Source organism: Aquabacterium sp. OR-4 (genome assembly GCF_025290835.2).
GTDB lineage: Bacteria > Pseudomonadota > Gammaproteobacteria > Burkholderiales > Burkholderiaceae_C > Pseudaquabacterium.
Genome location: NZ_JAOCQD020000002.1, coordinates 667,910 through 680,759 on the forward strand (window position 1 = coordinate 667,910; position 12,850 = coordinate 680,759).

Annotated in this window: 12 protein-coding genes; 7 read left to right on the forward strand and 5 right to left on the reverse strand. The window is 70.1% G+C overall.

From position 1 onward, the window contains the following. Window positions 1-212: 212 nt before the first annotated feature. From gmd to N4G63_RS15270, 7 genes are read left to right on the forward strand one after another with little or no spacing between them, the layout of a single operon-like run. Complete coding sequence (gene gmd, locus N4G63_RS15240; RefSeq protein ID WP_314599896.1) at window positions 213-1,250, forward strand: GDP-mannose 4,6-dehydratase; 1,038 nt, start codon at window positions 213-215, stop codon at window positions 1,248-1,250. After that, window positions 1,247-2,170 (forward strand): NAD-dependent epimerase/dehydratase family protein, encoded by a 924-nt coding sequence (locus N4G63_RS15245; protein WP_260786307.1) that lies wholly within the window; start codon window positions 1,247-1,249, stop codon window positions 2,168-2,170. The genes gmd and N4G63_RS15245 overlap by 4 nt, the downstream gene beginning before the upstream one ends. A 19-nt stretch (window positions 2,171-2,189) precedes the next feature. Next, on the forward strand, window positions 2,190-2,597 hold the full coding sequence (locus tag N4G63_RS15250) for a cupin domain-containing protein (protein WP_260786308.1): 408 nt from the start codon (window positions 2,190-2,192) through the stop codon (window positions 2,595-2,597). Beyond that, a complete protein-coding gene (locus N4G63_RS15255) occupies window positions 2,594-3,178 on the forward strand; it encodes a class I SAM-dependent methyltransferase (protein ID WP_260786309.1) in 585 nt (194 codons plus the stop codon). Before N4G63_RS15250 ends, N4G63_RS15255 begins: the two co-directional genes overlap by 4 nt. A 22-nt stretch (window positions 3,179-3,200) precedes the next feature. Further along, complete coding sequence (locus tag N4G63_RS15260; protein WP_260786310.1) at window positions 3,201-4,298, forward strand: DegT/DnrJ/EryC1/StrS family aminotransferase; 1,098 nt, start codon at window positions 3,201-3,203, stop codon at window positions 4,296-4,298. Window positions 4,299-4,329: 31 nt separating this feature from the next. Beyond that, on the forward strand, window positions 4,330-5,115 hold the full coding sequence (locus N4G63_RS15265) for a glycosyltransferase (RefSeq protein ID WP_260786311.1): 786 nt from the start codon (window positions 4,330-4,332) through the stop codon (window positions 5,113-5,115). A gap of 31 nt (window positions 5,116-5,146) precedes the next feature. Continuing rightward, window positions 5,147-6,016 carry an FkbM family methyltransferase gene (locus tag N4G63_RS15270; RefSeq protein WP_260786312.1) on the forward strand — a complete coding sequence of 290 codons (870 nt, stop codon included), beginning with the start codon at window positions 5,147-5,149 and terminating at the stop codon, window positions 6,014-6,016. A 124-nt stretch (window positions 6,017-6,140) separates the two neighbouring features. Here the strand turns inward: N4G63_RS15270 and N4G63_RS15275 are convergent, their stop codons facing one another. From N4G63_RS15275 to N4G63_RS15295, 5 genes are all read right to left on the reverse strand, one after another. Next, on the reverse strand, window positions 6,141-8,129 hold the full coding sequence (locus N4G63_RS15275; RefSeq protein WP_314599897.1) for a DUF268 domain-containing protein: 1,989 nt from the start codon (window positions 8,127-8,129) through the stop codon (window positions 6,141-6,143). Window positions 8,130-8,208: 79 nt separating this feature from the next. Then, window positions 8,209-8,889, reverse strand: coding sequence for a glycosyltransferase family 2 protein (locus N4G63_RS15280; protein ID WP_260786314.1), 681 nt, complete (start codon window positions 8,887-8,889; stop codon window positions 8,209-8,211). Between the two features lie 84 nt (window positions 8,890-8,973). Further along, entirely contained in the window at window positions 8,974-10,047 is a 1,074-nt protein-coding gene (locus N4G63_RS15285) for a hypothetical protein (RefSeq protein WP_314599898.1), read from the reverse strand. 5 nt (window positions 10,048-10,052) lie between these two features. Then, the gene (locus tag N4G63_RS15290) at window positions 10,053-11,210 is read right to left on the reverse strand and encodes a glycosyltransferase family 4 protein (protein WP_314599899.1); all 1,158 of its coding nucleotides are present in this window, start codon (window positions 11,208-11,210) and stop codon (window positions 10,053-10,055) included. A 139-nt stretch (window positions 11,211-11,349) separates the two neighbouring features. Further along, a complete protein-coding gene (locus tag N4G63_RS15295) occupies window positions 11,350-12,747 on the reverse strand; it encodes a TolC family protein (RefSeq protein WP_314599900.1) in 1,398 nt (465 codons plus the stop codon). Between the last annotated feature and the right edge of the window lie 103 nt (window positions 12,748-12,850).

Consider the following 12,850-nt stretch of genomic DNA (forward strand, 5'->3'; position numbering starts at 1 on the left):
GCCCTGTCGCCGGGCGCGCGGCACCGCCGCCCCGGCGCCCCCAGCCGCGCAGGGCCACGCCGGGGCCCGGAACAGCACCGTGTTTGCCCGCCTTTTGCCGCTCAAGTACGGCGCTGGCCGGTGTCCAATGTGCTGCAGTGGCGGCTTGCCGGCTGCACCCACGGGTGCGGTGCGGGCCGGTGCACCACCCAACTTCGAGCCAGGGACACCCCATGAAAAAAGCGTTCATCACCGGCGTCACCGGCCAGGACGGCTCCTACCTCGCCGAGTTCCTGCTCGCCAAGGGTTATGAGGTGCACGCCATCCTGCGCCGCAGTTCGGTGTTCACCACCAACCGCATCGACCATGTGCTGGATCACGAGCGGGTCAAGACCTACCACGGCGACCTCACCGATTCCAGCAACCTGCACACCCTGCTGTCGCGCGTGCAGCCCGACGAGGTGTACAACCTGGGCGCCCAGTCGCATGTGGCGGTCTCGTTCGAGGTGCCCGAATACACCGCCGAGGTGGATGCGCTGGGCACCATCCGCCTGCTCAACGCCATCAAGGACCTGGGCCTGAAGCCGCGCTTCTACCAGGCCAGCACCTCCGAGATGTTCGGCGGCCTGCCCGAGACCGCGCCGCAAAGCGAGCGCACGCCCTTCCACCCGCGCTCGCCCTATGGCGCGGCCAAGCTCTATGCCTACTGGGCCACGGTGAACTACCGCGAGGCCTACGGCCTGCACGGCAGCAACGGCATCCTGTTCAACCACGAGTCGCCGCGCCGCGGCGAGACCTTCGTGACCAAGAAGGTCACCAAGGCCGTGGCACGCATCGCCCAGGGCCGCCAGCAGCAGCTGAGCCTGGGCAACCTGGACGCCAAGCGCGACTGGGGCTATGCCAAGGACTACGTGGAAGCCATGTGGCTGATGCTGCAGCAGGAGCGCCCCGACGACTACGTCATCGCCTCCGGCGAGACCTACAGCGTGCGCCAGTTCGTCGAGATGGCCTTCGCCGTCACCGGCGTGGCGCTCGACTGGGTGGGCGAAGGCGTCAACGAGCGCGGCGTGTGCCGCGTCACCGGCAAGACCCGCGTCACGGTGGACCCGCGCTACTTCCGGCCGGCCGAGGTGGATCTGCTGTGGGGCGACCCGGCCAAGGCACGCGAGAAGCTGGGCTGGCAGGTCAAGACGCCGATCAAGGACCTGGTGCGCATCATGGTCGAGTACGACCTGCGCCACGACGACTACGGCTGGAGCGACGAAGAATGATCCTGGTCACCGGCGCCACCGGCTTTGTCGGCAGCCGCGTGTGCCGCCAGCTGGCCGCACGCGGCCTGGCCCACACGCCCACCAGCCGCTCGCTGGGGCTGGACCTGCGCGATGCCGCAGCCACCACGGCCTTCTTCCGCGCGCTGAAGCCCACCCAGGTGATCCACTGCGCGGCCCATGTGGGCGGCATCCAGTGGGGCGCCAAACGGCCGGTGGAGATCTTCCAGCACAACCTGCAGATGACGCTGTCGCTGTGCGAGGCCGCACAGGCCAGCGGCGTGCAGCGCATCGTCAACCCGATCTCGAACTGCGCCTACCCGGCCCAGGCCACGCTGTTCCAGGAAGACGCGTTCTGGGACGGCCCGCTGCATGAATCGGTGCTGGTGTACGGCTTCGTGCGCAAGGCCTCGTGGGTGGCCAGCTGGGCCTGGCGCCAGCAACACGGGCTGGACACGCTGAACCTGATCCTCTCGAACATGTACGGCCCCGGCGATCACTTCGAGGAAGAACGCTCGCATGCGCTGGGCGCGCTGGTGATGAAAGTCGTGCGCGCCCACCAGCAAGGCCTGCCCGAGGTGGTGGTGTGGGGCAGCGGCACGCCGGTGCGCGAGTGGCTGCATGTGGACGACGGCGCCGAGGCGCTGATCCGCGGCCTCGACGCCCCGGCCACCGCCGAGCCGGTGAACGTGGGTGTGGCCCACGGCGTCAGCATCCTGGCCATGGCCGAGCTGATCCGCGATGTGGTGGGCTACCGCGGCCGCCTGGTGCTCGACCCCAGCAAGCCCGATGGTGCGCCCCACAAGACCGTGGACGGCACGCGCGGCGCCGCGCTGCTGGGCTGGCGCCCGACGCGCAGCTTCGAGGCCGGCGTGCGCGAAACCGTGGCCTGGTACCTGCAATCCCTGGCCCAGGCCAGCTGAACACGACGGAGCGCCACGCATGGCCATCACCGAAATCAAGGAAGGCGCGCTGGTGCTGGCGCGCCACATCCCCGCCGCCGACGCCTGGGGCAAGGGCCTGAAGTTCTTCTCGCCCGATGGCGACTACCAGCAGGTGGGCACCTGGGGCTATGGCGCCGGCAAGACCTTGCTGGCGCACAGCCACAACGAGGTGGCACGCAGCGTGGCCTGGACGCAGGAGGTGCTCTACATCCGCGCCGGCCGCGTGCTGGCCGAGGTGTACGACACGGCCGACCAGAAAGTGGCCGAGCTGGAAGCCGGCGCCGGCGACCTGCTGGTGCTGCTGCGCGGCGGCCATGGCTACCGCATTCTCGAGGACGGCACCCAGGTGCTGGAGATCAAGAACGGCCCCTATGTGGGCGCCGATGTCGACCGGAGGCGGCTGTGATCACCCCTGCCGCGGCCACCGGCCTGAAGCTGCACCTGGGCTGCTGGCACCGCCACATCCCCGGCTGGGTGCATGTGGACCTGTGCGACATGCCGCACATCGACCACCGCTCGTCCATCGACCAGCTGCCCTTCATCGCCGACGGCGCGGCGCAGCTGGTCTACTGCAGCCATGCGCTGGAGTACTTCGATCGCCAGCAGGCCCTGGGCGTATTGGCCGAATGGCGCCGCGTGCTGGCCCCCGGCGGCACGCTGCGCCTGGCCGTGCCCGACTTCGAGGCGCTGATCCAGGTCTACCAGCGCACCGGCGACCTGGCCCGCGTGCTGGGCCCGCTGTACGGCCGCATGGCCATCCCCACGCCGCAGGGCGAGCAGTGGCTGTACCACCGCACCACCTACGACGAGCGCTCGCTCAGCGCCCTGCTGGCCGAGGCCGGCTTCACGGCGCCGCGGCGCTGGGACTGGCGCGCCACCGAGCACGCCCACATCGACGACCACTCGCAGGCCTACTTTCCGCACATGAGCAAGGAGACCGGCCTGCTGGTCTCGCTGAACATGGAATTCACCCGCCCCGCTGACTGACCCCGGCCTGGCCGGACACCCCATGAGCGACACCGATTTCATCCCCCAGATGCGCCCGCTGTTCGGCGCCGACGAGCGTGCCGAGCTGCTGAGCTACCTCGACGAGGACGGCTTCTTCACCGAGTTCAAGCGCACCGAGGCCTTCGAGGCCGAGATCGCCCGCTACACCGGCGCGCGCCACTGCGTGGTGGTGAACAACGGCACCGTGTCGCTCACCCTGGCCGCCGCGGCGCTGGGCATCGGCCCGGGCGACGAGGTGATCTGTCCCGACTACACCATGATCGCCACGCCCAACTCGGTGCAGATGCTGGGCGCCAAGCCGGTGTTCGTGGACGTGGAGCCCGACACCCTGGTGATGGACGTGGCACTGGCCGAGCGCGCCATCACGCCGCGCACCAAGGCCATCATGCTGGTGTCGGCCAACGGCCGCGCGCCGCGCGCCGGCATCGCCACCTTCGAGGCGCTGTCGCAGCGCACCGGCATCGCGCTGATCGAGGACGCCGCGCAGTCGCTGGGCTCCTGGTATGCCGATGGACGTCATGTCGGCCGCGCCGGCCGCATCGGCAGCTTTTCGTTCTCGGCACCCAAGATCATCTCCACCGGCCAGGGCGGCGCCCTGATCACCGACGACGACGCCCTGGCCGCGCGCCTGCGCAAGCTCAAGGATTTCGGCCGCTCGGGCGGTGGCAACGACGTGCACGACAGCATCGGCTGGAACTTCAAGTTCACCGAGCTGCAGGCCTGCGTGGGCCTGGCCCAGATGCGCCAGCTGCCCGACCGCGTGGTGCGCAAGAAGGCCATCTGGCGCCGCTATGCCGAGCGCCTGGCCGGCGTGAGCGGCTACCGCCTGTTCGATCACGATCTGGCGCTGTGCACGCCCTGGTTCATCGACGGCGTGGCCGAGCGCCGCGACGAACTGGCCGCGCACCTGAAGGCGCGCGGCATTGGCACGCGCACCATGTACCCGCCCATCCACCGCCAGAAGGCCTACGACCTGCCGGGCGACCACCCGGTGGCCGAGCACATCGGCCGCGACGGCCTGTGGCTGCCCTCGATGATCCAGCTCACGGATGCGCAGATCGACCGCATCTGCGGCGAGATTGCGGCGTTCTACGGCTGAACGCCCCAGCCTCCCGGCCAGCCCCCGCACGATGAAGGTAGAGATCATTCACCCCGGCGATGGCTGGGTGCTGGACCGCCTGGCGCGCATCCTGATCGAGCGCATTCCGGGCGCCTATGGCTCGCCCCATGCCTCGCGCGCGCAGGCCGACACCGACATCGCGTACTTCATGCACTACGGCCTGTTCGGCCAGAGCCATGCGCCGGTGCGCGGCTGCTTCATGCCGCACAAGGAGCCGCCGGACGCCGTCTTCGACATGGCGGCGCGCCATGCCGGTTTCTGCGTGGCGCCGTCGCGCGCCTCGGTGGCCGAGTGCCTGCCCTTCAACGCCGCCACGCACCTGGTCTACCACGGCATCGACCTGCAGGCCTTCCGGCCGCGCCTGCGCATCGGCTTCGTCGGCCGCGAGTACCCCAGCGGCCGCAAGGGCTCGGAGATCTTCGGCTTCCTGCGCGGGCTGGACTTCGTCGACCTGCGGCTGACCAATGGCACGCTGCGCGACGACGAGATCCCGGCCTTCATCGGCGACATGGACTACATCCTGATCGCCTCGAAACACGAGGGCGGGCCGCTGTGCTTCCAGGAAGCCCTGGCCAGCGGCGTGGAGGTGATCTCCACCGACGTGGGCATGGTCTCCGACTTCCGCGATGCACCCGGCGTGCACCTGTATCCCTACAACGACCTGGCGGCGCTGCGCCAGCTGCTCGATCGCCTGCTGGCGCGCCGCCTGCAGCTGCGGCGCACCGTCGAGCGCTACAGCGAGGCCTATTTCGCCGAGCAGCACCTGCAGATCTTCCAACGCCAGCTGGGCCGCTGAGCCACGGCACCGCCCCCCAACAAGGACCGACATGATCGAAATGGCCGAACTGGTGCATGGTTTCCATGCCAACCTTCCCGTCACGCTGAGCCTGCTGCGCGACTTCTGCGGCGTGCGCCAGTTCGACCTGGTGCCGCGTGCCGGCACGCCGCTGGCGCTGCCCGCCGGCGCCACGCCGGCCGCCATGCGCCTGCATTGCGACAAGGTGATCGCACGCCAGGTGCTGCGCGACCATGCCTGGCAGGTGGAAGAACTGAACTTCGCCAAGGCCGTGATGCCGGCCGACAGCCCCTTTGCGCTGGTGGACGTGGGCGCCAACATGGGCCTGTTCAGTCGCCAGTTCCTGGTGCAGTTTCCGAACCTGGCGCAGGTGTGGGCCTACGAGCCCAACCCCGACAACCACGCCCTGCTGCTGCACAACCTGGCATTCAGCCCCAAGGTGCAGGCGCACCGCGTGGCGCTGTCCGACAGCGAGGGCCAGGCCGATTTCTACGAAGAGCAGGACAACTGCGGCAACTACTCGCTCAACAGCGCGGCCATGCCGCCCGAGCAGCAGTTCAAGGTAGCGCGCGTGCAGACCCGCGCGGTGGCCACCGAGTGCCTGACCTGGCATCAGTCGGGCCTGCCGCTGTTCTATAAATCGGACACGCAGGGCTTTGACGAGAAGATCGCCTGTGCCCTGCCCGACAGCTTCTGGCCCTCGGTGAAGGCCGGCATCCTGGAGCTGTGGCGCATCGACAAGCCCGAGCACAGCCGCGAGCGCCTGCGCGCGGTGCTGGACCAGTTCCCGCGCAAGATCTTCCTGCGCGATCCGCGCCGCCTGCTGGCCACCGACGAGATCCTGGCCTTCCTGGACAGCCAGGACCGCAACCACCACGACCTGGGCTTCTGGCGGCCCTGAGGGCAAGCCCGGCACGCCACCGGCGTGCCCCCCTCCCCAACGACAAAAGGGCGCGTGCAACGCGCCCTTTCTTCATGGCCCGGTCAGCGCGGGCGTGCACCGGGCCGCAGCCCGGGCACCAGGTTCAGGCCTCAACAGCCTCGGGGGCGGCGCTGGTTTCGCGTACAGGCTCGGCCGCGGTGGTGACAGCGGCCGGCCCCTGGGTGGCTCGCGGGGCCGCCACCGCGGCGGCGGCATAACGCTCGGCGCTCCAGCCCTCGGGCGCAAAGCACAGCACGGGCTGGCGGTATTGGCCCAGCGGCAGCCGGGCCAGGCCCTGCACCGTCCAGCCGGCACGCAGGTGCTCGGCAGGGTCGTTGGCCAGGTAGCCGGCATCCGGGCCGGCCACGCCGATGAAGCGCAGCCCGCCCACATGCTCGAGCGCGCGGATGCGCTGCTCGCCATAGATGCGGTGGGCGTTGAAGTGCGTCAGGTCCTGCCCGGTGGGCACGGCCACCGCGCACAGGCCGTGCGATGCCAGCGCGCGCGCCATCAGGCTGAAGGTGTAGAGGTCGCCCAGCGGCGTGAGCCGGTCGCCATAGCGGCCCAGGCCCGAGTGCTCGATCGAGCTGTAGGACAGCACCAGGTCATAGCGGCCCACATGCGCGTCCAGCTCGGCCAGCCAGTCGTCCCAGGTGATGGTGCTCAGGCGGGTGGGCACATCGGGCCGGCCGTTCCAGTCGATCGGGCGGTACTCCACCGTGGTGACCTCGGCCGCGCCGGCCTGGGCACACAGCAGTTCCAGCCAGAACGATTCAGAGCCGATCACCAGCACCTTGCGCCCGGCAATGTGGCCACGCAGGCGGCTGACCTGCGAATGCGCCTCGGGGTACGGGCACAGCTGGCGGAACACCTGCATCGGCATGCGATCGGTGGGCAGGCGGGCCAGTTGGTTGAACACATTGGCATCCCAGTCCAGCCGCGGCTTGGAGGCGTGGCTGTTCATGAACAGGCGCTCGGTGAACGGCAGGCGGTAGCCCAGCGTCTCCCAGTACATGAAGGCGGGCTCGCACTGCTCGGGCGGCACCGGGCCGGGGGCGCCGTGGTCCAGATCGAGTGCATGCACCGCGTCGCCGCGGGCCACCAGGGCACGCGCGCGCTGCATGAAGCTGGCGCGCGCCTCGGCCAGCGCACGGCGCTCGGCCAGCGGGCTGGGCGTGCGCGCCACATTGGCCGCCGGCACCAGCACACCATGCAGGTGGCGCGCGATCTCGGCAAAGGTGCTGCCGGGATGAAACACCGCGAGGTCGACGCAGCTGAGCAGGTAGATGTCGGTCAGCGCGTCCAGGCCATGTTCGGCGCTGATGGTGTAGCTGTCGGGATCGCCCCAGACCTGCTTGCCCTGGTTGAGCGTCAGGTGCAGGCGGTCATGGCGGCTGATCACCTGGCCGGGAAAGGCCGCGCGCAGGCCCTGCTCCAGCTGTGAGTCTTCGGTGGAGAGGAAAAAGCGCTGGCCGCCCAGGCGCTCGCGCACCAGGCCGCCGTATTGCTCAACCGCCTGCTTGACGCCGAAATCGGTGCCGCGCGCATGCACGCCCTTCAGCGGCTGCCAGGGCTGGCCGGGGCCGGCCCACAGGCCCAGCTCGGCCGCCTGGGCCAGCACCTTGGTGCGCACCTCGGCGGCGGGCTGCAGGCTGCGCAGCGCAGCAATGCAATGCTCGCGCGGCACGCTGGCCAGGTAGTCGTTGTCGTAGACGATGACCACATCGGCGCTCTCGTCCAGGCGCAGGGCCTGGCTCTGGCGCGGCGCGGTGCGCTGGGCCAGCCGCAGCAGCTGGTCGCGGCCAAAGCGTTCGGCCTCGCGCTGCACGTTGTGGCCCGGGCCCTTCTCGGTGAACAGCGCCAGGCTGCGATCGTCCTCGCCCAGGGCCGCGATCTCGTCGAGCGTGATGGACTCGAACGGCGTCTCGAACAGCCGCTCCAGCGGCGTCAGGCAGCCATTGGGGGTGATGTTGTCCCAGTAGACCCGCAAGCGGCGACCCGTGATCTGGCAGTAGGCCATGGCCGCGGCCAGCGGGCGCAGCCGGTTGCCCAGGCCGCTGGTGCAATAGACGATGTAGAGCTTGTCAGACATGCGGGAACCCCAAGATGTTCTCCCGCAGTGTGCGAGCCTGCCCCGGGCGCTAAAGCCCGAAAACCGGGCGCTTGGCGGTTCAGACCCTCACTTCACTCCACCCGAACCGCAGCAAACCCTTGGGCTTGGGCAGCCCGATCTGGTGCTTGAACTGCGCCAGCGCCTGGTTGTGGGTGGTGTCGCGGTTCAGGCCGCCGGTGCGAAAGCCCATCTGCTCGAAGGCGATGTCGGTGAACAGCAGCTCCTGGCCCACGTGCTTGCGCCACATGGTGCGAAACACCACGTCCTCGTAGCCGTAGTGGCCGCTGAAGTCCTCGTCGTAGCCGCCGGCGCGGAAAAAGCCTTGGCGGGTGATCAGGAAGGTGTTGATGTGCGGCTCGACGTCCACGCCGTTTTCCACCCGTCGAAACACGTACAGGCGCTGGGCATCCAGCCGCGGCAGGGCGTCGGCCAGGCGCGCGATGGCGGCCTCGTCGGCGATGTTGTCGGCGTCGAAGTACAGCATCCACTCGGTGCGCGACTGGATCGCGGCCAGGTTGCGGCAGCCGGGCATGTTCCAGTCGATGTCGTCGTCCACGCGCAGCAGGCGCAGGTCCAGCGGGCCGGGGTCGATCTGCAGCGGCGTGTCGGAGTGGTCGTCGATGATCAGGAACTGCAGGCGCGCCAGCAGCGCGGGCGAGAAGCGCTTCCAGCGCTCGAGCTGCCGGTCCACCGGGCCCTGGGCGTTGTAGACATGGGTGATGAGGGTCAGGTCGGCCATGGTCAAAAGCGGTATCAGGCGGTTCGGGTCAGGGGCTGCGGATCGGGCGACGCAGGTCAGGCGATGTGGGTCAGGCGATGTGGGTCAGGCGATGTGGGTCAGGCACTGCGGGTTCAGGTACAGGCGCGCGCCGGCGGCCTGCAGCGCCGCGTGGTAGGGCACGTGCTCGCACACCTCGCGGCCGTGCACCAGGCCGGCATAGCGCCCGCGGCTGGCGATGGCGCCCTTGTAGAGGCCGAAGCCGCCGAAGGCCGAGCGCACCGGCACCCAGCCCTTGACGCGCTGCGGCGCCAGGATCTGCGTGGCGGCGTGGATGTCGCGGCCGTCAAACAGCGCGGCGTTCAGGCGGTGCTGGCCGTCCCACACGTAGTCGTCGCGGCAGAAGTGGTCTTCGCGCAGCGCCCAGGTGTCGTAGTACAGCGGCCAGCTCAGCGGAAACACCGCGTCCCACACCGGCTCGTACTGGAAGTTGCTGAGAAAGCCTTCGGTGCTGAAGCGCGGGCCCACCAGGCCGTCGAGGTCGGCCCAGGCGATGTAGTCCCAGGGGCCACGCGCCAGCACGGCGTCGAGCAGGCGGTTGCGGCCATAGGCCAGGCGCTCGGTGCGGCGCGGCATGCGCGCGGCAATGCCCTGCTCGCGCTGCAGCTGCAGCAGGCGGTCGCCCGCCATCTGCTCGAGCAGCGTGCCGGTGGCGTCCTGCGAGTCGTTTTCGTAGACATGGATCTCGTGCGCGCCGAACAGGCTGCCCAGCTCGCGCAGCCGCTGGATCGACGCCGGCAGCGCACGCGCGCAGTCGCGTGCCGTGCCCAGAAAGGCGATGCGGCTGCCGCGCAGGCGTTCGCGCACCGCCGCCTCGGGCTCGGGGGCCAGCATCTCCAGCCGGCCCAGCGGCGCGGCCGTGGCGGCCTGGCCGCTCGCGCCATCGCCGGCCGCGGCCGCCAGGATGTCGAAGCCGAAGCGCGCCCAGTTGTCGGGCCGGTCGAACAGCACCTGCGCGGTGTCGCCGCTGATCTGCAGGCGGCAGGCCGGGGTGTCCCAGTCGAGCGGGTCGTGCACCCGGGCGACGCCGATGCGCACGTCCTGGATGGCCACGCCGGGGGTGCGCAGCGTGAGGCCGCGCACGAAGCCGAAGGTGTCGTTGGCAAGGCGGTGTTGCATGGTGCTCACAGCAGGCGCAGCAGGCCCTGGGTGACGCGCGGCCAGGCGTAGTCGGCCACCAGCTGGGTGCGTGCGGCGGCACGCTCGGGCGTGTCGCGCGGCACGCGGCCTTGGGCCACGGCCTGCATGCACTCGGTCAGCGCGTCCACGTCGGGCACCAGAAAGCGGCCGAACATATTGGGTTCGTCGGTGGCCGTGCCCTCGCGCGAGGGCAGCTTGAGCGCCAGCGCATCGGGGCAGAAATCGTCGGTGGCGCCGCCCTGGGTCACGATGACCGGCGTGCCGCAGGCCATGGCCTCCAGCACCGGCAGGTTGAAGCCCTCGGCGCGGTAGGGCGAGACGTAGGCGTCGGCCACGCCGTACAGCGCGCGCAGCTGGGTCTGGTCGAGGCTGCCGCTGATCATCGACACGCCGGCCAGCACATCGGCCGTCACCAGGCCCGGGTGCTCGCGCGCCACCTGGGCCAGCACGCGGTCGGCGCCCAGGCCATACATGGCCTTGTGGTCCTTGAGCAGCAGGCGCACCTTGGGGTTGTTCTGGCGCACCCGGGCAAAGGCCTGCACCAGCAGGTCGAGGCCCTTGTTCCAGGTGGCCACGCCCACGTTGAGGAACAGCGTCTCGTCGTCGGCCACGCCCAGCGCGGCACGGCCGGCGCGGCGGTCCAGCGCGTTCAGCGGCTGGAAGGTGTCGGCCTTGAAGCCATGCGGCACCACGGCAATGCCGGCGGGGTCGAAACCATGGTCCACCAGCCGGTCGCGCGACCAGCGCGAGGGCGTGACGATGCGGTTGTGGTCGCGCGTGTAGGCGCCCAGGTCGGGCGGCACGGCGTCAAAACACTCGGGCGTGATGCCGCACTCGGTGACCATGAAGGTCACCGTCTTCTGGCCCTCGGGCAGCACACTGGCAAAGGGCGACGAGATGCGCAGCAGCGCGTCGAAGGTCTGGCCTTCCGGCGGCGCGGCAATGGCGTCGATGCGCGCCTGCTCGTCGGCGCTGAAGCCGGCGGGCATCTCGCGCGCGTTCCAGCGCTTCATGAAGAAGGGCACGTCGCGGTGGTAGAGCTGCAGGCCGGGCTCGCCCAGCATCACCAGCAGCTGGAACTGGTTGACCAGGGCGATCGAGTGGCTGATGCCACGCCAACCTTCGACACAGATCGTCTTCATGTCAGTCTTTTTCCATGGTGCCCATCGGCACCCTCTTGGCATGCATCAAGCGAAACCCAGCAGCAGCCGCTGATCCGGCCGGGCCGGTCGGCCGGCGGCGCCCCCTGGGGGGAGGCGCCGCTGGCGCTTCGGGGGGGAGTCATTGCAACCAGTTGCGCAGGCCGTTGCCCAGCGACAGCAGCATGGCGTTCATCTGCTGGCCGTCGTGCAGCGCATTGACGTACTGCACGCGCAGGTTGTAGTGGTCGGATTCGCTGGCGATCACGTCGAACAGCGAGCGTTTGCCCAGCTGCTGCCATTGCTGCAGCGTGAAATTGCGCAGCCGGTCGCTCTCGCGCAGCACCAGGCTGATGCGGCGCAGGCGGTCAAAGGCGTTGCTGGTCTGCTCGTGGATCTCGACGATGCGCTGGCGGCGCTGCTCGAGCACCTCGCCGCGCTGCAGGGCGGCGGCCTCGGCCCGCTTGCGCGCCGCGGCCACCGAGTGGTCGACCGCGCGGTTGACCAGTGGCACGCTCAGCGTGACACCGGCGCTCAGGCTGCCGCTGTGGCGGTTGCCGGCCCCCACCGCCGGGCCACCGGCCAGCGCGGCATTGGCGCCCAGGTTCCAGCCCACCTGCGGGCGCGTGCCGGCTTCCACCGCACGCGCCATCTCGCGCATGGCGGCCACGCTGGCATCCATCGCGGCGATCTCCACCGCGCCTTCGGCGGCGCTCAGCACATCGGGCAGTTCGGGCACGTTGAGCAGCACCGTGCTCAGGCCCTCGATCACCGGCAGGCCGCTGCCCACCACGCGGCGCAGCTTGGCCTCGACCTGGCGCGCCTGCGACACGGCCTGGGCCTGCTGCAGCTCGGCCTGCATCAGCTGCTTGCGCGCCTGCACCAGCTCGCTCTGGCGGCCGCGGTCGGCGTTGACGATGGATTCCAGCGCCTCCACCAGGCAGCCCATCTTGCGCACGTTCTGGCCGTAGATCACGGCCTGCATGCGGTAGCGGTTGCGCTCGAAGGCCAGCGAGGTGGTCGACAGCGAGATCTGCTCCTGCGTCGTCAGATGGCCCAGGCGGGCCACCTCGGTGAGCTGGCGGCGCCAGTCGATCACGCGGTCGAGGCGGCCGCCGTCGTAGAAGGTCTGGCTCAGCACCAGGCCGGCGCTGGCCTGCAGCTGGGCGCCGCGGGCGCCGCCGTTGTCCACCAGCGAGGGCGACAGCGAGCCGGTCAGCGAGGCCTGCGGCAGCCGGCCGGCGCGCGCTTCTTCCAGGTCTTGCAGCGCGGCGTCCACCAGCGCGCGGGCGGCGTTGATGCCGTTGCTCTGCGCCAGCGCATCGCGCACCAGTTCACCCAGCTGCACGCGGGCATCGGTGGGCGGTGTGGGCGTAGGCGTGGCGCCGGTGCCAGCGGCGGCGGGCGCCGGGGCCGCGTCGACCCGGCCCTCGTCGACACAGGCCGCCTGCAGCGCCGGCGAGCCCAGCCCGAGGGTGATCCAGAGGGCCACGGCCGCCTGGTGGCGGCGCCTGGCAGCGGTGCGGCGGGTGCGTGACATGCTGGTCATTACACGCTCGGGCCCCTGGCCACGATCGACCGAACAGCGCGCTGAAACCGGGTTGCTTCCAGCGGGTTCACCTGCGCGAAAAGCGGGCTCAACA